This window comes from Legionella steelei (assembly GCF_001468005.1).
Lineage (GTDB): Bacteria > Pseudomonadota > Gammaproteobacteria > Legionellales > Legionellaceae > Legionella > Legionella steelei.
Genome location: NZ_LNYY01000005.1, coordinates 1 through 19,341, shown reverse-complemented (window position 1 = coordinate 19,341; position 19,341 = coordinate 1). Strand labels below are relative to the sequence as shown.

Here is a 19,341-nt window from a genome sequence, read left to right as displayed (position 1 = left end):
CACCTATTCATTATCTTTCGAAGCCAAATAATACCATGAAGCAAAAGCACATAGCCCCAAAATAAGCAAAATTATAGCTAAAGAGAGTTGGCCATACCATTGACCCAGTGCGATTATGCCGCTAGATATGGCAGCACTTAAATCTTGCATACAGGCATATAAAGCCCCTACTGTACCTGCCATGTGGGGAAATGGATGAAAAGCACCAGCAAAAGCATTGATAAAAGTAAACCCCACACCCATGCTAAACAAGGACACTGGAATCATGATAGACAGTACATTCTGAAATCCTAAAATAGCAAGAAGCAGCATGGTAAAACCACCAATAATCATGAATACAATGCCAATACATACCATATAGGATACCCCTTTACTCATCACTAATTGGCTATTAACTATCCCACTCACACAGATAGCAGCAGCAATAAATATAGTTAATTGACCAAACTCTATAGGACTAAGTCCTAACACATCCTGAAAAAGGAAAGGCGCAATTGCGAGATAACCAATTAAACCTGCGGACGCAAGGCATGCACACAAAGCATAACCAAGAAAGACTTTAGATTTTAATAAAGTAAAATAGTTCTCACGCATTACTTTAAATTTAGTTGCATCGGGATTCAGGTTTTTATTGGTTTCTGGCAGCGCTAACAGCGCTAAAATCCATATAACAATGCCAAATACTAATAAGAATAAAAAATTAACACGCCATCCAAAATGTTCTTGAATGTATCCGCCTAAAACTGGCGAGGCGACCATAATAAATACACTCACAATACCCACATAAGATCCGATCTTAGATAACATTCTGTCAGTAAAGAGATCACGAACTAAGGAGCGTCCCACTGAACCACAACATCCAATACCAAATCCTTGAATAAAACGGCCAATGATCAATACCAAAACTGAAGGAGCAAGAAAACAGATTAAGCTACCTAAAATACTCAAACCGACACCAAACATAAGTGGCGGTTTGCGGCCAATTTTATCGGATAAAGGACCATAAAATACATGGGAAATACTTAAGCCCAACATGAAAAGTGATAACGTTAATTGAATAGATGCTTCACTACTATTAAAAATCCTGGTAATAGCAGGCAATGAAGGGATATACTGATCCGTAGTCATCTGCATCAATATCATGAGCATTAAAACAACAAAAACCAATACAGGTTGAAGCGAAACTTGCCGAACATCATTTTTTTTGTGCATCAAAAAACCCTTAACTTCTTATTAACAGCCCCTTCCCTATAAAACTCATGCCCTATTCATATCATACAGAGCCCTAATATAATCAAACAGCAAACATAACCAACAAACCACGCGGTTGATCTTAATGAAGCCATATCCATTAAATAACAATAGTAATAAATAACTCGGGAAACGATATAAATGATCGCCAAAATTTGGATTGTGATACCAAGATGCTTGGTAGTCATCGCGGTTAAAGCTGCAGTAGCAAAAACAAGCAACGATTCAAAACTATTTTGATGTGCAGCAACAGCCCGTGCCCCCATACCCTGTAATCTTGCCTGTTGCGCTCTGGGATAATGATTGTCGTATCGGCCTTCTTTTTGCATAAAATAAGCAACAACCATCTTCAGAAGATAAGGGAATAATATTGCAATGAACAAGCAAATAATCAAAGTAGTCATAATGTCATTTCCTCTGTAAACATTCGTGCTTTTTAAATTAATAATTAGTGCCTGGTGCAGCACCATGGAACCCAGGAGGTTATAACTTCTTCATTAAGCGTATCTCGTTATCCTGAATAACGAATAAAAAATGAATCATAATAGCGAGAATACCTCCTTAGTACAATGACTTAGGATTCATGTCTATAAAGGAAAAATAGTACTTTCTACCAATTAATTTCTTCTGTTATGATAAATTGATTACGTTGTCATCTTTTAAAAGGTGGTACTATGGTACAAGATGAATCAAAAAAAAAATCCAAGGGACATATTGTCCTGTCGTCACATCCATCCGGACATACTGCGGCTCCATTAAAAATTAAATGGGGGGCAGAAAATCCTAAAGAACGTGGTCCAGTCATCGCATCCCTTACTAATATTAAAAATCGTAATGCCGTTGGCACACACTCAGGCTCATATTCAGTTTATCGTGCTCTTGCTGTTGCTGCCGGAGTATTGGATCCCGAGCATGTTCCTGATCTTACGGATACCACCCCACCGGTAATGATAGGACCTCACCCTCAATGGAGTGATCCTCAGAAAATTGTTTCACTTGATCCTTGGGGACATCTGGTAGCGGATACATTCGCTGAAGAAATTCACGCAGGATATGATATTCGACCAACAATTGCAGTGACTAAAGCACATATTAATATTCCTGAATTGCAAACAGCCATCCAAAAAGGCCGCCTTATTCCGGATGGAAAAATATTAAAAGAGTCAGGTGATGTTGCAGTAACTAAAGCGGCACTGGAGCCCGTTTGGTATTTGCCTGGAATTGCTGAACGCTTTAAAATTTCAGAATCACTTTTACGTCGCACCCTATTTGAACAAACTGCGGGGATGTTCCCTGAGCTGGTCACACGTTCTGATCTCGATGTTTTTTTGCCCCCAATAGGCGGATTAACTGCTTATTTTTTTGGTGATGTAACCACCATTCACGATCCCAAAGTTGAATTGACTTGTCGGATACATGATGAATGTAATGGCTCTGATGTGTTTGGTTCTGATATTTGTACGTGTCGCCCCTATTTAGCGCATGGAATTGAATTATCTATCGAGTCAGCTCAGAAAGGTGGTGCTGGTTTGATTGTTTATAATCGTAAAGAAGGCAGAGCTCTGGGTGAGGTCACTAAATTTCTAGTCTACAACGCTCGCAAAAGACAACAAGGTGGGGATACTGCTGCGAAATACTTTGAACGAACGGAGTGTGTGGCAGGAGTTCAAGACATGCGCTTCCAAGAACTCATGTCGGATGTCTTGCATTGGCTTGGTATTACCAAAATTCATCGTTTTGTTTCAATGTCCAATATGAAGTATGATGCATTACTCAAATCAGGAATTCAGGTTGTAGAGCGAGTAACCATTCCTGATGAACTTGTTCCTCCAGATGCTCAAGTTGAAATGAACGCCAAGCGTGCAGCAGGCTATTACTCACCCGATCGCATTGTCGATATCAATGAGTTAGCAAAAACTAAAGGACGCGATCTTAATGAGTAATGAACAACAAGAAATTGCCCAAGTATTAACAACGTTAAACGATCTCCGCACCATACGCTTGCGCGCCCAAGCTATTTTGGAGCGAGTCAAACACGATAAATCAGCATATTTTTCCTTAGAGCCGGAAAAGATGACTGGCACAGCCTCTTTTGTTATTAACGTCATTCAAGAAAACTATCCAAATCTTAATATTCCGTATCATAGCCGCTGGCGTCACTTTGAAGCTGGGGGTATTAAGCGGATAGAAAAAATGCTGGAAGAGTTGAGTGGCTTGTCCGTTGATGAGCGTGGCAAAATTCTTTATGAACTTGTTATCATCAGTGTCTTTCTCGATGCCGGTGCTGGCCAATACTGGCGCTATCAGGAGTCAGATACAGGAGTAGAATATTCCCGCTCAGAAGGCCTTGCTCTAGCAAGCTTATCTCTTTATCAAGCAGGCATGTTCAGTGCCTTACCGACTGAGCCGCTCAGAGTAGATGCAGAGCGTTTATTAACTTTTAATGAAGATGATCTTCGCCTTGGATTTCAAGTAACTACCAACAACCCTTTAGAAGGTCTTTCCGGACGAGTTGCTCTGCTGAATCGACTCGGAGCTTTAATGCAACATGATGAACATCATTTTGGAAAAGAACGCCGTTTAGGTAACTTTTATGCCTATATCAGCTCCTTAGCAACCAATAACAAGCTTGCTGCTTCACAAGTTTTTCATGAAGTGCTTCAGGCATTTAATAATATATGGCCAGCCAGACTTTTATTTCATGGAATTCCTCTTGGAGATGTGTGGCAATATAATGCACTAAAAACCGATAAGCCAGGATCTGAATATGTCCCGTTTCATAAATTATCCCAGTGGCTCACTTATTCATTGATTGAACCTTTAGAACAAGCAGGAATTAAAGTGACCCATCTAGAGGAACTCACTGGTTTACCAGAGTATCGGAATGGTGGCTTACTCATCGATTGTGGCTTACTGCACATTAAAAATAAAAAAGTTCTGGAACAAGCTATCTCCCCGGATTCAGAACTCATTGTAGAATGGCGTGCATTAACCATTGCTCTATTGGATGAATTGGCCGATTTAATCAGAAAAAAACTGCAAAAAAATGCTATAGAGTTACCTTTGGCGAAAATTTTGCAGGGCGGCACCTGGGAAGCAGGACGGCGCATTGCAAAACAAAAACGCCCCCAAGGTACCCCACCTATCCAGATTATTAGTGATGGTACTGTTTTTTAAATTAAGAGCAAAATTTACATAAAATCGCAGTTTGGAGTTAAAATGAGTGATCAACAAGTTGTAGTAGTGAAACATCCGTTAATTCAACATAAATTAACGATTATGCGTCGAAAGGACACCAGCACCGTAAAATTTCGTACATTGATGCATGAAATCAGCATGCTGCTTGCTTATGAAATTACTCGTGATTTAGAAATGGAATATGAAGAGATCGAAACACCTTTAGCCTTCATGCAATCACCTGTTTTAAAAGGTAAAAAAATGGTTTTTGTTTCGATTTTGCGTGCCGGTAATGGTTTAGTCGATGGCATGTTGCAACTTGTACCGACAGCAAGAATTGGTCATATTGGCTTGTATCGCGACCCCAAAACTCTTGAGGCCGTTGAATACTACATTAAACTTCCAGAACATACTCGCGATCGAGATGTTATTGTGGTTGATCCAATGCTAGCTACTGGAAATTCAGCCATTGCCGCAGTTAAAGAAATTAAAGCCATAAGTCCTAAATCCATTAAATTCCTCTGTCTACTCGCCTCACCTGAAGGAATAGCGGCGTTTCATGAAGAACATCCTGAGATCCCTATTTTCACAGCATCAATAGACCAACAGCTCAATGAAAAAGGCTACATTATTCCTGGTTTAGGTGATGCAGGTGATAGACTTTATGGAACAAAACTGGAGTATTAGCTGCGGCAAACTAAATAAATTAGTCAAGAACCTCTACTAGCACATGTAGACTCTGTTGAAATATTAGCTTCACAGTGTTAATATTGCACATTGTGCACGGTATTATATAATGGAAAGGATATTTTTCATGTCATCAAAAGAATCTACAGCAATACTTCCGTCTCTTGCAGTAAATAAAAAGTATTCTTGGGCAAAAGATGATACCGTCTGGATGTTAAGTCTTTACGGTACTGCTGTAGGTGCTGGAACGCTATTTCTCCCCATTGATGCCGGATTAAATGGAATCTGGCCTTTAATTATAATGGCGATACTTGCCTTCCCCATGACCCATTTTTCTCATCGTGCTTTATGCCGTTTTGTTTTATCAGGATCTTCGAGCCAAAATGACATTACCGGTGTTGTCGAAGAACATTTTGGTACCTTTGCAGGAAGAATACTGACGGGTTTATATTTTTTTGCAATTTATCCCATCTTATTAATGTACAGCGTAGCAATTACCAATACCACTGAAAGTTTTCTGGTAAATCAGTTGGGTGTGTCCGCGCCCCCCCGAGCACTTTTAGCCATAATACTCATCCTTGCGCTCATGTCTATAGTCCGCTTTGGACAGGAAATAATTGTCAAGTCGATGTCCGTAATGGTTTATCCTTTTGTAACAATATTATTATTCTTATCACTCTATTTAATTCCCAACTGGAACAACGCCATTTTACAGCAAAGCAATTCATTACATGCTAATGGCGGGCATGGTCTCTTGATGACGCTGTGGTTAGTCATTCCAGTTATGGTATTTTCCTTTAATCACTCGCCGATTATTTCCTCATTTGCAGTCAATCAAAAAGAACGACATGGTAGCGACGCAGATAGAAGCAGCACCTCCATTATGCGCTATAGCCATTTACTCATGGTCTTTTCAGTCATGTTTTTTGTATTTAGCTGTGTTTTTAGTCTTTCACCACAAGACCTTTTACAGGCGAAACTGCAAAACATTTCTATCTTGTCTTATCTAGCCAATCATTTTAAAACGCCACTCATTGCCTGCATTGCGCCTGTTATTGCTTTTATTGCAATTTCCAAATCATTTTTAGGCCATTATTTAGGTGCTAAAGAGGGTCTGAGCAGCATTATTGTGAACATATTAAAGCCAACAGGAAACACAATAAGCCAATGTAAGCTCCAACGAATTATTGAAATTTTTATGATACTCACATGTTGGATCGTAGCGACCATAAATCCCAATATCTTAAAAATGATAGAAACTTTAGGTGGACCTGTCATAGCTGTTTTGTTATTTATCATGCCTATGTATGCTATTGCTAAAATTCCAGCAATGAAAAAATATCAGTCACATAAAGTAAGTAATGTATTTACGGCAGCAATAGGCATCATCGCTATTTCAGCCATAGTATATGGGTTATTTTAATCTAAACTCAGTAATACATGGGCAGCAGTCCAAACACTAGGAGTAATACTGCGCCCGCCCTTTATTTGTTCCAAATTTGATCAATCTGTTTTTTTTTCATATACTTCATTTGACTCTCTTAACTTTTAATCCACCCCTGGGGAGTGTGAAGATGCCAGTAGTTACTAAGAAAGATGCTTTGAAAAAAATTGCAGCAGACTTACTCTGTGAAAAGAGCAAAGTTGATAATGCTTATCGCAGTACATTAGATCTAAATTTCTATCATGACGTGCCATTAATTGATAACAGTGACTGCGAGAGAATAAAACGGAGAAAAGATGTAATTGACGCGGTATATCAAGAGCTTTTTAATGCTATAGCACCATTCTCTACTGCAGATCAAAAATATATACCTGTATCAGGAAATTTACAGGAGCATATTAATAAACATATTGATACCTTAGATGAAACACAAGCAGAAGCAGCCCTGAAAAGTTTTACAGATGAAAATAGCTTTATTAGTCAGCTTACTCAACCTATGGATAGAAGTGAAATGGTCAAACCTGATTGCTCTCCCTTTAGTACCGACAAGAAGGATCAAGCCAAAAATATTAGTGCCATTAGAGGTCATACTATTGATGGAGGCTGGGCACTTTCCTTTTTCTCCAAAATAATAAATTTAGCTAAAGAAGCTCTAGGTGTAAAAACATCTTCTGAAAAGGTACTTGACAGCACAATGGAATTAGCACGCTCATCATTATCCTAGAAAAAGCGGTTGTGTCCGTAACGAGCAAACTAAGGATGCTAAAAACCATAGATTCAGTGTCATTAGCTTGTGCAGTAGAACGCAACTGCTTTTTCCAGGATTATCGTAGGTTACAAATCTATTTCCATTCCCAGCAAAATATGAAACAATTCTCATCAATCCCATCCAGTACTTGTTTTCAATGCACGTTGAATTTCATCAGATACCTATAGAAAACATTCAAGCAGGACAGTATCAACCCAGACAGGATTTTAATGACACTGCCTTAAAAGAGCTCGCCCAATCGATTATATCTCAAGGTTTAATCGAGCCTTTAATCGTCAGAACCATAGCAAAACAACGCTATGAAATTATCGCGGGAGAAAGACGATGGCGTGCGGCAAAAATGGCAGGATTGCAAACAGTACCTTGCCTCATTGGAAACTATACTGACAAACAGGCTTGTGCACTCACCTTAATTGAAAATATTCAACGAGAAGATTTAAATTTGATTGAAGAGGCAGGCGCTTATCGGCGTTTGCTTGATGAGTTTCATTATCATCAAGATGAAATCGCCACTTTAGTAGGAAAATCACGTAGCCATATTGCCAATATTATTCGATTACTAAATTTGAGTGGACAAATAAAAGACCTAATTCGGGATAAAAGCTTATCTTTTGGTCATGCACGAGTTCTCGTCGGATTAAATCCGGCCCAGCAGGAATATTTAGCCACAAAAACGATAGAACAACAATGGTCAGTAAGGCAGTTGGAACATGCTGTTAAAACGCAAAAAAATAAAGAGCCCCCCCCAAAAAATGCGAAAAAAGATCGCGACATTGAGCGCTTACAAACCGTATTATCAGAACAAGTAGGTGCACCTGTGCACATAATAAACGACAATGAGCAAGGTGGATGGCTGCAAGTAAAATTTTTTGATAATGATACTCTTGCGGGACTTTTGGAACGTTTAGGCTTAAGATATGAATAGTCCGGTGTTTACAAAATATGGTACAGCAAAAGGAACGACATCGATGAAAAGAACCTTGACTGGCGTGTTTTTATTGGCCTTATCCACAATATCACATAGCATCAGTATCCAAGGTGAAGTCGATCAATTAATAAAACGCGTTAATCCTAATGTTAATCTTGGAATAGTCGTCCTTGACCTAACCTCAGGTCAAACGCTATATCGTCGTAATGCAGAACGGTTATATATCCCCGCAAGTAACCTGAAAATTTTTTCTGAAGCAGCAGCCTTAATGGTACTTGGTCCCGATTACCGCTTTAAAAACCAATTAAGTATGAGTGCAGGTAAAATACAACAAGGAGTGCTGCAGGGAAACGTTTATGTACGACTTAGTGGCGACCCATCTTTTAATCGCGATGATTTAAACACTCTGCTTTCTTCATTGCACAAGTGGAATATCAATACCATTCAGGGAAATGTATACATTGACAGCAACCTCGCTAATGTAGATCCCTATCCGCCAGGCTGGCTCACAACAGATCTATCGTACAGTTACGGTGCACCCAACGCTCCAGTGATGGTAGATTCCAATCGCTTGACTGTAACGGTAAATCCTGGCGCTCAAGCTGGAGATCCAGCGATTGTAGAGGTAGATGATGGAGGTGGCGCCATCGCCTTAAATAACCAGGCAACAACTAAAGCGGATGCTAAGGGCTGTGGTGTAGGTTTTAGTTTAGATCAAGAAAATCACTTAACCGTTCGTGGTTGCGTTGGTGTTGGGCAGTGGGCGGTGCAACAACGAATGGCGATAAAAAATCCTTTAATGTATGCACAAGGCATGATTAAAAGCCAATTAGCAAAAGCAAATATCCAACTCACTGGCGAGGTCCAATTAGGTAAAACTCCTGAGGGTTCTTTATTAATTGCAACCCAACACTCCAAACAAGTATCGCAATTGATGGCGGATACGTTAAAGCCTTCAGATAACCTCTATGCAGACAGCTTATATTTGCATGCTGCAGAAAAGCTCAATAACGGAGTACCAGTCAATTGGCGAAGTGCACAACCTCTAATTAAGAATTTTTTGCAGTCACAAACAGGAATTGATTTTAGTAATGCCATTTTTACTGATGGTTCAGGCTTGTCAAGATATAGTTTAGTCACCCCAGAGCAAACCATATCATTGTTAAAATTCTTATATCAACGTTTTCCATTATCTTATGAATACATCGCAGCATTACCAATATCAGGACGAGATGGAACATTGCAAAAAAGATTTCGCATTCCAACACAGCAAGGATTTGTACGCGCTAAAACAGGTACTATGACAGGAATAAATAGCCTTTCCGGGTATTTATATACTGCCAATGGCCATACATTAGCATTTGCAATGTATGTCAACCGACAACCCGGCAAAGCATCAGGTCCTGGCCGTCCCGTATTGGATGCGCTGTGCACTTATTTTTTGCAAAAAAGCCCGGGAAGCAATCGCTTGAGTCGAGTTTTTTCACCACATCAACGTATTAACTTTCAATTGAATCCAACTCAGGCTGAACGACAAAAAGTGCATCAAGCGAAGTGGCGACGATTAGAGTCAGCCATACGCACCGCGCTTCGCGGCCAAGCGGTCAATGTCATCTATAGGGGTAATGAGCTTATTATAAGCGATAACCAGACTGATCCTGGAAAAGTATGGTCAACGTTACAGTCCGTCGTCAAGAAATATCCTTTTGCAGTCATGTTAACGTCTAAGACGCTATCAGTTAATCCTCTAGGTAGCCCTACACTACTCTGGGTAGAAGCTTCAGACACAGCCAATCAGGCACAAAGAACTTGGAGCATTCACGAAGCTGCGTAAATATAATCATCACGGAGATGCAATTGAATTCACTTTTTAAAATTGTTTTATTGATTTTTTGTTTTCTTCATTCCCTACATGCAGCACCTAGTTTTTTAACAATTAGTGACATACATTACGGCAGTAGTAACTTATCACGTGATGGAGAAGACACCGGCCCTGAATTCCTCGATGTTGCCATGCAGGAATATGAGAAATTAAGTAAAAAAGTAGATTTTATTCTTTGCCTAGGCGATTTACCCACCCACTCTTTATTTAACACCACTAAAAAAGGTGAATTTGAAAAAACAGTGTTTGATGACTTATATAAACACGATAAGGATCTGAAACCTATTTTTTACATTACAGGAAACAATGATTCATTGCAGGGTAATTATCAACCCTTTGAAACGAATGGCACTTCTCCGTTAAATTTTGCTGCAGGTTGGAATGGGGCCTGTGCTCATTGTAAAGAATTAATTATCGATGACAGTCACATGAATCACGATGGATATTATTCCAGTTATGTAATACCTGGAAATAAAAAAATTATCTTAATTGCCCTAAACGCGACTCAATGGACAAAAACCCCCATACTTGCAAAATATCCCAATCAAGAACACGATGCCTTAATCCAGCTTTCATGGCTAAATGAACAATTAAAAAAGCATCATGGCAAACAACTATTAATTGCGATGCATGAACCTCCTGGAAATTCGTATCGGGGGCAACCCATATGGCATAAACCGTACCTAGACGAGTTTATAAAAATATTAAATAACAACAAAAAATCATATGGGGAAATTACCCTGCTTACCTCACATACCCATATGGATGAACTTAGGAAAATTAACTTAAATAATGGTACTAATATCTATGCTTACTCTACCCCAAGCGTAAGTCGTATCCATCATAACTACCCAGGTATGAAAATATTTAATATGAATAAGAACCTAAGCATTACAAATTTTACGACGTATTACACAAGTCATTTAAACAGCTGGGATGCTCAGCAATATCAAGCGATAAATGCCTCTAATGCCATTTTTCCGCATTGTCAGCACAAGACTTTATCTCAATGCCTTAATCAGTTAAATACAAAACAAGTGTGTCATTATTTAGATAAGGGCCTGTTTTATGGAGTGAAAAGCCCTAATGTGCCAATACATCAATGCAATACAACATATAGAGTCAACCCTAATTGACAAATTCATAAATCAACTCTAACTTTGGTATCAGTTATCATTTAAAGGACCCAAAAATGAAAGCACTTTACACAGCAACAGCACGGACACACGGTGGTCGAGATGGTCATATTGAAACATCGGACGGCTTATTAAGACTGGACCTGGCGAAACCTAAAGAACTTGGTGGCCCAGGAGACGGCACAAATCCAGAAGAATTATTTGCCGCAGGTTATTCTGCATGTTTTGAGAGTGCCATGCGTCATGTTGCTCGTTTACAGAACATTTCTCTGCAAGACATCTCCATTCTTTCACAAGTCTCTTTGTATTCTACTCCAGAACAAGGATTTCAACTTGGAGTTGAGATGCATGCTCATATCATGGGCTTAAACCAAAAAGATGCGGAAGCATTAGTAGCCAAAGCCCATGAAGTTTGTCCTTATTCTAAAGCAATTCGTGGCAATGTTGATGTGACATTTAAAGTAAGCGTAGAATAAAGCAACTCCACATCCCTGTATGTGTTATTGGCAAAAAAAGCTAAATAACCGTAGGCTGGGCTGCCAAGCCCAGCAACCCACTAAAGTATTCCTTCTTAGAAACACTATAGAGAAGATACGTGTTAATTGGCTACATAATGCAATTTTGGAGAATACGAATTAACTCAGGAGATACTAGGCTTAACAGCCTAGCCTACATCGTTCATTTTTGGCAACGAATTACCTGACATATACAATCCCAAGCGTAGTGGGAGCTCTCCATACTGTAGCAGTGTTTCGATGAGAGCTCCCACTACGTTTGGGATAATAGAAAACTCGCCTCAGCCAGGCAACGAGGCTATCTCTTTCTCAATCAGATGCTTAGTTGTTTCTGAACGTTAATATTTTCTGCAACCACCCTGCTGAGCTCACCAAGATGATCCTCTGAACGAGTCGTCTTTTTACTCGCAAAAAAATCATATATTGGATTATTGTGCTTTTTTATTATTTTCATATTTTCAGTATCTTGCGTAAATGCTTTTATAAACGCATCAATCTCTTGCAAATTTCCACGCTGGCATTTCAAATCAAAAATAAATTGCTTTAATAACTCACCTTTTTCACGACGGGAAGCACTAAATGAATTCCCCATACTCAACGCATTGGTATGAATTGCATTTATTACTTTTACTAAATCAGGAGGCAAATGGGCATAAGAAGAAGGTGAATATTGCTGTATCGCATCTTCTGCTTCCTTACGGCGTTTCTTTACTGATTCAGGAGGAGGCGTGAATTTAAAAATTTTATTGTATGCTTCTTTAAATATCTCTGCTAACCAAGAATGTGCTTTCATAGTCGGATGGATGACATCCCAAAACATGTAGTCCTCAGCCGGAGAAATATGTTTTTCTTGATCCTCCGGATTTTTTTGATTTTCCTTAAATTCCTCAGAATCAATATATGCGGATTTTAATTTCTTTTTATCGAATCCATATTCGTCACAATGATAATAAATGTCTGCAAAGGGTATGCTGACGTCAAAAATTGAAAGATTCAAAGGAATATTTAAATCATTATATTTTTCAATAATTTGATTTACTTTAGCTGCCAATTGCTCATTAAAATGTTTCGAGCATTTAGCCGCATTATCTTGTTCTGTTTTACTTTTAGCCTGATATTTTGGGGTTAAAGAAAGATCAGGCAAATTCACGAGAACAAAATTTCGATAGCCTTGTTGAATCAAAACTTCAAGATTGGCGATACGCGCATGGACTGCATTATCTGCCTCAAGAAAAGTAGGCTCCGAATTTACCGTAAGTAAATCATTCGCACCCGACCACTCAATAATTAACGTTTCCGCTTTTTCCTGAGCACTAATGCGATACTTTTTATCGTCTGCAGTGAGTAACTTTTGTTTCTCTTCTAAATTGGCCAAGATCAGCCTGATTACTTCGTTTTCAGGATTCGGGGTAAACTTTGTTTTGTAATCGTATGAGGTTAAGCCTGCTTCGCAATAAAATCGGGCAAAGCGCTCTCCTTTATATAAAATATGCTTGTCATTATTTAGACTAAATGCTTTCTCATTTTTTCTTAATAAATGGCGATCATTGGCCAAAATTGCATCGGCTACATCTGCATTTCCTCGCGCATCGCGAGCAAGTTTCATTTTTTTGCGTACTTGATCAATTTCGAATTGTTCAATCACTGCCGTAACAAAGTAATCTCCCCAGACAAATCCATTGGTAAAGCGTCCTCTAGGTGCATCAAAACCTACTTCATAAAGATCTCCCAAAGGAATAAAACCAAATAGCATACGCTTATCAAAAGTACCTCTATCTGATAGGCTATCTCCCAAAACAACCAAACGACTAATCTTAATCCTAGATGCTGGCATATTAATCTCCTTATTAAAGATCATCGACCAAGATCTCCATCCTTTTGCAGGAAAAAAACTAGGATAAGTCTAAGTTGCAACCTTAAATCTCCTAAACCTGATCCTTGCTCAATGCTCAAGGAAGGAAAGCCGAAATAAACGATTACAAAGTATTTAAAAGATATGAAATCACGCTGCGTTGTACTACTTAACGATACAAATAAGAACGATTAAATTTACTTTCATTACCTACTGTAGTTGTTAGAACATAAGTAATAAAGGCAAGGACAACTGGAAAAAACATCCCCTTGATAAACTTCATTTTATTGAGAATTTTATGTTGGTTGCTTGGACTGTTCCTGATAATATAAACTTATTTGTCAAAAAATGTCTATGAAAAACAATCAATTTGATCTCATTGTATTAGGTGGAGGCAGTGGTGGTATCGCCAGTGCTGTTCGAGCTGCAAAATACGGCGCCAAAGTAGCCGTGGTAGAACCTAGCTATTTAGGTGGCACTTGCGTTAATTTAGGCTGTGTTCCCAAAAAAATAATGTTCAATGCATCCATGATTCGTGAAATCATGCATCATGCACCAGAATATGGTTTTTCTTCGGCGCCAACTCAACTTGACTGGAATAGCCTAGTTAATAGACGTAATGCCTATATAGAACGGCTCAGGGAAAATTATGCCAAACGGTTTGCCCAATTTAATATCACAAGAATTCAAGGTATGGGAGCATTCCATGATGCGCACTCAATCAAAGTAAATGACTCCGTTTATCAGGCACAGCATATCATCATCGCCACTGGTGGTGAACCGTCACAGCCAGGGATTCATGGCGTTCAGCATGCAATTGATTCGGACGGCTTTTTTGCTTTAACCAAACAACCTGCAAAAGTCGCCATTATTGGCAGTGGATATATCGGGGTAGAACTAGCTGGGGTATTAAACAGCCTGGGTAGTGAAACACATCTTTTAATGAGAGGAACACGACCTTTATCTCGGTTTGATGAGGTTTTGGGAAATACGTTAATGGAGATGATGCAACAACAAGGTATCCATATCCATCAAAACCATAAAGCACACGAAATCAATTTACATAGTGATGGTAGAAAATCTATAGTATGTGCCGCTAGTGGTGCAATTATTCAGGATATAGACGTCATTATTGCCGCAGTAGGAAGAAAACCGAGAACATCTGGATTAAACCTAGAAAAAGTAAACGTTGCAATAGATCAACATGGTTTGGTCTTAGTCGATGCATTTCAAAATACGAGTACTCAGGGAATCTATGCATTAGGTGATGTAACGAATGCACCTGCACTTACTCCTGTAGCAATTGCCGCAGGCCGACGTTTGGCTGATCGTTTATTTGGTAAACAACCTGACGCATGCTTAAATTATGACAATATTTGCACCGTGATCTTTAGTCATCCTCCCATCGGAACGGTGGGGCTTAGTGAACAAGAAGCCATAGCGCAATACGGTAAAGAGCAGATTAAAATCTATCAAACTCGTTTTACTCCTATGTTTGATGCATTCGCAGAAGAAAAAACACCTACAGTGATGAAATTAGTCACCTTAGGGAAAGAAGAGAAAATTATTGGTCTGCACATTATTGGATTAGCCGCTGATGAAATGCTCCAAGGCTTTGGTGTTGCAATAAAGATGGGCGCTTGTAAAAAAGATTTTGATAATACGGTCGCTATTCATTCTACGAGCTCAGAAGAATTAGTAACTATGGTTTAATAATATGAGTGACGCAATTCGCAGTTTTCAAGGTAAATCACCTTCAATAGGCCAAAGAGTTTTCATTGATCCAAAATCGGTAGTTATTGGCGATGTACTTCTGGGGGATGATGTATCTGTTTGGCCTATGGCAGTAATACGTGGTGATGTGAACTCAATTAAAGTAGGCAATGCGTGTAGCATTCAAGACGGCGTTGTTTTACATATTACCCATGACGGCCCTTACACTTCGGGAGGGCAACCATTAATTTTAGGCCAAGGCATTACCATTGGACATCGTGCTGTATTGCATGGCTGTACGGTAGATGACTTCTGCCTTATTGGTATGGGTGCATTAATTTTGGATGCAGTACATATTCAGCATCATGTAATGGTTGCTGCCGGTTCTGTAGTCACTCCAGGAAAAGTATTGGAGAGTGGTTATTTATATCTGGGTAACCCTGCTAAAGCAGTTAGAAAGTTAACGGATCAAGAGCTCGAAATGTTAGAGTATTCGGCTCAACATTACGTGCGACTAAAGGATAAACATTTGGCATCAATCTAAGTATGTATCAGTGCGATAGAATGGAGCTCGTGAAAACGACGACGTTGCTACAAGTATTGTTCTAATTTTAATCTAAAATAAAAGAAAATGGACCAATGAATGATTGTAAATGACGCAAACTCCTTTGGAAATAGAAATATTAAAAACTGAACGATTAAGAACAACAATTTTATCTATTGTTTTTGCTCTATTGTCCCTCATGTGGATAATATTTATTGTCCACTCTCCTCAAGTTTTTTTTCAGATAGCAAAAATACCCGCCTTGATTTTGCCAAGTTATTTAGGTGGGGTAGCGCTCTATTTTCTATTGATGCGCCAAGTAACTTGTTTATACATAGACCATAAAAAGAATATGCCTATCTTTCTACGTTATTTAAGTGGCTTTATTGAAATAAATATTCCAACGGTAGGGATCATTATTGCAGCAACGGTACAAACACCTGTTTATGTTCTTTTAATGCCCCCTGTTTTACTCTATTTTATTTTTATTATTCTTACTTCACTGACATTAAATGAATGGTTATGTCGATTTGCTGGATTAGTTGCAGCCATTGAGTATTGGGGACTTGCCTATTACATTCTAAATTATACAGATATTGAAGGCATTGATTACTACCTCGTTGCATGGTTTTCCTTTGCTGCCCGTGGAATAATTTTATTGATTGGAGGGATAATTACAGGATTTGTCACCTCACAAATTAAAAAGCAGTTTTTTACCGCCTTTGAAGCTCAAAAAGAACGTGATCGAATTGAAAATATTTTTGGGCAGCATGTGTCGCCCGAAGTCGTATCCAAATTATTATCAAAAGACGGCAATTTAAGCGAATACATACCCGTTTGCGTTATGTTTTTAGACATACGTAATTTCACTCATTTTACCGAAGCAAACAAACCCTCAATTGTTGTTAGTTATCTCAATAATCTTTTTAAATTTATGATTCAAATCATTCATGAGAATAAAGGCATTATTAATAAATTTTTAGGCGATGGTTTTATGGCTGTATTTGGTGCACCCATTTCCAGCAGCAATGATGTAGCCAACGCAGTAAATGCAGCATTGGCGATTATTAAATACTCTGAAGAGGAGGTAAAAAAAGGCAACATACCTGATCTAAAACTAGGAATAGGACTGCATTTTGGCTATGTGGTAACCGGTACAATTGGGACAAAAAAAAGACAGGAATATACCATTATAGGCGATGTTGTTAATTCAGCTGCACATATAGAACAGTTGAATAAAACCTATAACACTAACGTGCTTATCTCTGAAGATGCCATTAAAAATCTACCAGAAATTAAGGCTGAATTTGTTGGTAATGCCACACTAAAACATCGCGATAATCCTATTAAATTATACAAATTAGCGTGATTCATTTTGCACTGAATCAGAACATTAATCTTTTATTAATTCCTTGATTTTAGAATCAATGAATCTGTCTCATAAATATCAATTTTTACTTCTTCTAGGAACTAGTTACAGCTCAGTTTTAAGGGCTACGAGGACCATTGAGCGTATGCTCACCAGGCTCATTTTGTTTTTGTTGTCGCATGATACCAAATTTATTAACCAGCCCCACATCACTCATCTTTGTTGGTTGTGCTGGCTCCATAATATGCTCATATTGATTGAGGCATTTTTCCATTTGCTCAATGAGTGCTTGCATATGTGCAGTTTGTTCAGCCATGCATAAACTTATTGATTTCATCTCTTCAATTCCATCTTCTAAATCATCTAGCCTTTTTTCAAGTGTCATCTAATTTCCTTATACACATCATAAAATTTATTCAATTACAAATAATGTTGGGCTATAAAAATTTTTCTCCAGTTTGAAATGAAGTGAATACTAACAATTATTGAACCATAACTCGAGTTACTTCGGGTATTTTCATGATTAAATCATCTGTGTATGCACTGGAAGGAGTTTGAAAACCAATTGGCGCATTTCCAGATAAAATATTTTGTATAATCAATAGAGTAGATAAAGTAGTTAACGTATAGCCATTAGGCGTAGTCATGACTGCAGCAATTTTTTTTCCTGCTGTGTTTGTTACTTCAGCATAGATTTTTACAATTGAGTTTTGCCTTTGTTCCTCAGTAGGTCCAGCAGGTAATTGATTAATTTTATTCATTAGATATTTTTTCATTGGAGCCCAACTTAAAAGCCATTTAAATAAATTAATAACTGCTTTAAACTTGATGACTTTTTGAGGTAATGCCATATAAGTTTCTATATGCGGAATCTGCGTAGACCACCATGCTGACGCCAAATCACCCCAGGAAATTGTGGCACATAACAACTTTTTTGAGACACCGAAATCAAAAACATGAGTCTTTTCGCAGAAAGCGATTTTCTTTAAAACGCCCTCATCACGAATCATGGTTCCTGCAGGAATATCTTCTAACATCGTTTTAGCCGTTCCATGAGAAATACCCAAATGTCCACTTTTATTAAATGTTCCTATAGCAAGAATCAATCGATTAGCGTCAGGTAAACACTGTTTTAAGTAGGCAGCCAAACAATCACTTGGGACTACATCAAATCCAGAACCAGGCAATAACATAATACCGGCTTTTTGGGCTTGCTCATTCATAGCCATAAGATGTTCTATTACCATTACTTCACCAGTAATATCTAAATAATGAGTCTGTGTAGCAAGACAGGCTAACACCATGTTTTTGTAGGTATACTTGAATGGTCCCGCACAATGAATTACCGCAATAAGATCGCGCAACGCATTTGTAGTTTGCTCTAAATCATTCACATCAAACACACGATATTCTAAATTTAGAGCCCTGGCTTGCAGCTTTAATCTCACCTCATCTCTACCCGCTAATATCGGTTTTAATCCTTGCTGTACACACAACTGAGCAATTAGATTACCTGTATATCCATATGAACCATAAATTAGGAAGTTATTTTTCATCAAAAGAACCTGAATATTTTTTAATGCAGTGTATCTCGATAATGAACTTTTATCGAGATGAGGTTTTAATTAATTTCAACGTGACATTTAGGGAGTAGTGCAATAGCTCAAGGAGTCTTAAAAATCACCTCATCCTGAGCTGATCTATCCTCATGGATTTGTTGTCATTCTAGCAAAGGCAGGAATGACAATTTAATCGAATATGAATCATTTGATAATAATAAATTCAAATTAGTAAACGTAGTCTGCGCGACTAAGCCTAACTTACGTTTTGAGTTATTTTTTCAACGAATTACCCAACGCATGCAAGGATGACCTATCTCACGTGAGCGATTACGGAGTAATTAAATAATTTATAGAAAAAAAATTAGAGACTTTATCTACTCTACATTTTCGAAGGATTAATTGATAAAAAAAAAAGCGGCAAAAAAGCCGCTTTTTAAGAATAAAACCCTGGCGATGACCTACTTTCACATGAGGAAACCTCACACTATCATTGGCGCGGGTTCGTTTCACTT

17 protein-coding genes are annotated in these 19,341 nt (G+C 38.4%); 12 read left to right on the top strand and 5 right to left on the bottom strand.

What is annotated here, in order from left to right:
• Nucleotides 1–3: 3 nt before the first annotated feature.
• On the bottom strand, nt 4–1,212 hold the full coding sequence (locus Lste_RS01450) for a multidrug effflux MFS transporter (RefSeq protein ID WP_058509313.1): 1,209 nt from the start codon (nt 1,210–1,212) through the stop codon (nt 4–6).
• A 56-nt stretch (nt 1,213–1,268) separates the two neighbouring features.
• Entirely contained in the window at nt 1,269–1,655 is a 387-nt protein-coding gene (locus Lste_RS01445) for an MAPEG family protein (protein WP_058509505.1), read from the bottom strand.
• A gap of 270 nt (nt 1,656–1,925) precedes the next feature.
• Between Lste_RS01445 and Lste_RS01440 the strand changes: the two genes are divergently transcribed.
• From Lste_RS01440 to Lste_RS01400, 9 genes are all read left to right on the top strand, one after another.
• Nucleotides 1,926–3,194, top strand: a complete 1,269-nt coding sequence (locus Lste_RS01440; protein ID WP_058509312.1) for a GTP cyclohydrolase II — start codon at nt 1,926–1,928, stop codon at nt 3,192–3,194.
• Entirely contained in the window at nt 3,187–4,428 is a 1,242-nt protein-coding gene (locus Lste_RS01435; protein WP_058509311.1) for a URC4/urg3 family protein, read from the top strand. Before Lste_RS01440 ends, Lste_RS01435 begins: the two co-directional genes overlap by 8 nt.
• 42 nt (nt 4,429–4,470) lie before the next feature.
• Entirely contained in the window at nt 4,471–5,115 is a 645-nt protein-coding gene (gene upp, locus Lste_RS01430; RefSeq protein WP_058509310.1) for a uracil phosphoribosyltransferase, read from the top strand.
• Nucleotides 5,116–5,242: 127 nt separating this feature from the next.
• Nucleotides 5,243–6,538, top strand: a complete 1,296-nt coding sequence (locus Lste_RS01425) for a serine/threonine transporter (RefSeq protein ID WP_058509309.1) — start codon at nt 5,243–5,245, stop codon at nt 6,536–6,538.
• A 151-nt stretch (nt 6,539–6,689) separates the two neighbouring features.
• A complete protein-coding gene (locus Lste_RS01420) occupies nt 6,690–7,283 on the top strand; it encodes a hypothetical protein (RefSeq protein ID WP_058509308.1) in 594 nt (197 codons plus the stop codon).
• A 181-nt stretch (nt 7,284–7,464) separates the two neighbouring features.
• Nucleotides 7,465–8,253, top strand: a complete 789-nt coding sequence (locus tag Lste_RS01415; RefSeq protein WP_058509307.1) for a ParB/RepB/Spo0J family partition protein — start codon at nt 7,465–7,467, stop codon at nt 8,251–8,253.
• A 43-nt stretch (nt 8,254–8,296) separates the two neighbouring features.
• Nucleotides 8,297–10,090: a D-alanyl-D-alanine carboxypeptidase/D-alanyl-D-alanine endopeptidase gene (dacB, locus tag Lste_RS01410; RefSeq protein ID WP_058509504.1), complete on the top strand. Its 1,794-nt coding sequence runs from the start codon at nt 8,297–8,299 to the stop codon at nt 10,088–10,090.
• Nucleotides 10,091–10,113: 23 nt separating this feature from the next.
• Nucleotides 10,114–11,274, top strand: a complete 1,161-nt coding sequence (locus Lste_RS01405) for a metallophosphoesterase (protein WP_058509503.1) — start codon at nt 10,114–10,116, stop codon at nt 11,272–11,274.
• Between the two features lie 56 nt (nt 11,275–11,330).
• Nucleotides 11,331–11,750 carry an organic hydroperoxide resistance protein gene (locus tag Lste_RS01400; protein ID WP_058509306.1) on the top strand — a complete coding sequence of 140 codons (420 nt, stop codon included), beginning with the start codon at nt 11,331–11,333 and terminating at the stop codon, nt 11,748–11,750.
• A gap of 352 nt (nt 11,751–12,102) precedes the next feature.
• On the opposite strand, the gene Lste_RS01395 is transcribed toward Lste_RS01400, so the two are convergent.
• Complete coding sequence (locus tag Lste_RS01395) at nt 12,103–13,623, bottom strand: SGNH/GDSL hydrolase family protein (RefSeq protein ID WP_058509305.1); 1,521 nt, start codon at nt 13,621–13,623, stop codon at nt 12,103–12,105.
• Nucleotides 13,624–13,995: 372 nt separating this feature from the next.
• Here Lste_RS01395 and gorA point away from each other — a divergent pair, with 372 nt between their 5' ends.
• The 3 genes from gorA (at nt 13,996) to Lste_RS01380 (ending at nt 17,267) form a co-directional block, all read left to right on the top strand.
• A complete protein-coding gene (gorA, locus tag Lste_RS01390) occupies nt 13,996–15,354 on the top strand; it encodes a glutathione-disulfide reductase (protein ID WP_058509502.1) in 1,359 nt (452 codons plus the stop codon).
• A gap of 4 nt (nt 15,355–15,358) precedes the next feature.
• On the top strand, nt 15,359–15,898 hold the full coding sequence (locus tag Lste_RS01385; protein WP_058509304.1) for a gamma carbonic anhydrase family protein: 540 nt from the start codon (nt 15,359–15,361) through the stop codon (nt 15,896–15,898).
• Between the two features lie 109 nt (nt 15,899–16,007).
• Nucleotides 16,008–17,267 (top strand): adenylate/guanylate cyclase domain-containing protein, encoded by a 1,260-nt coding sequence (locus Lste_RS01380; RefSeq protein WP_058509303.1) that lies wholly within the window; start codon nt 16,008–16,010, stop codon nt 17,265–17,267.
• A 118-nt stretch (nt 17,268–17,385) separates the two neighbouring features.
• On the opposite strand, the gene Lste_RS01375 is transcribed toward Lste_RS01380, so the two are convergent.
• Together Lste_RS01375 and Lste_RS01370 are read right to left on the bottom strand one after the other, a co-directional pair.
• On the bottom strand, nt 17,386–17,652 hold the full coding sequence (locus Lste_RS01375) for a hypothetical protein (protein WP_058509302.1): 267 nt from the start codon (nt 17,650–17,652) through the stop codon (nt 17,386–17,388).
• 97 nt (nt 17,653–17,749) lie between these two features.
• The gene (locus Lste_RS01370; RefSeq protein ID WP_058509301.1) at nt 17,750–18,823 is read right to left on the bottom strand and encodes a saccharopine dehydrogenase family protein; all 1,074 of its coding nucleotides are present in this window, start codon (nt 18,821–18,823) and stop codon (nt 17,750–17,752) included.
• Nucleotides 18,824–19,341: the final 518 nt, after the last annotated feature.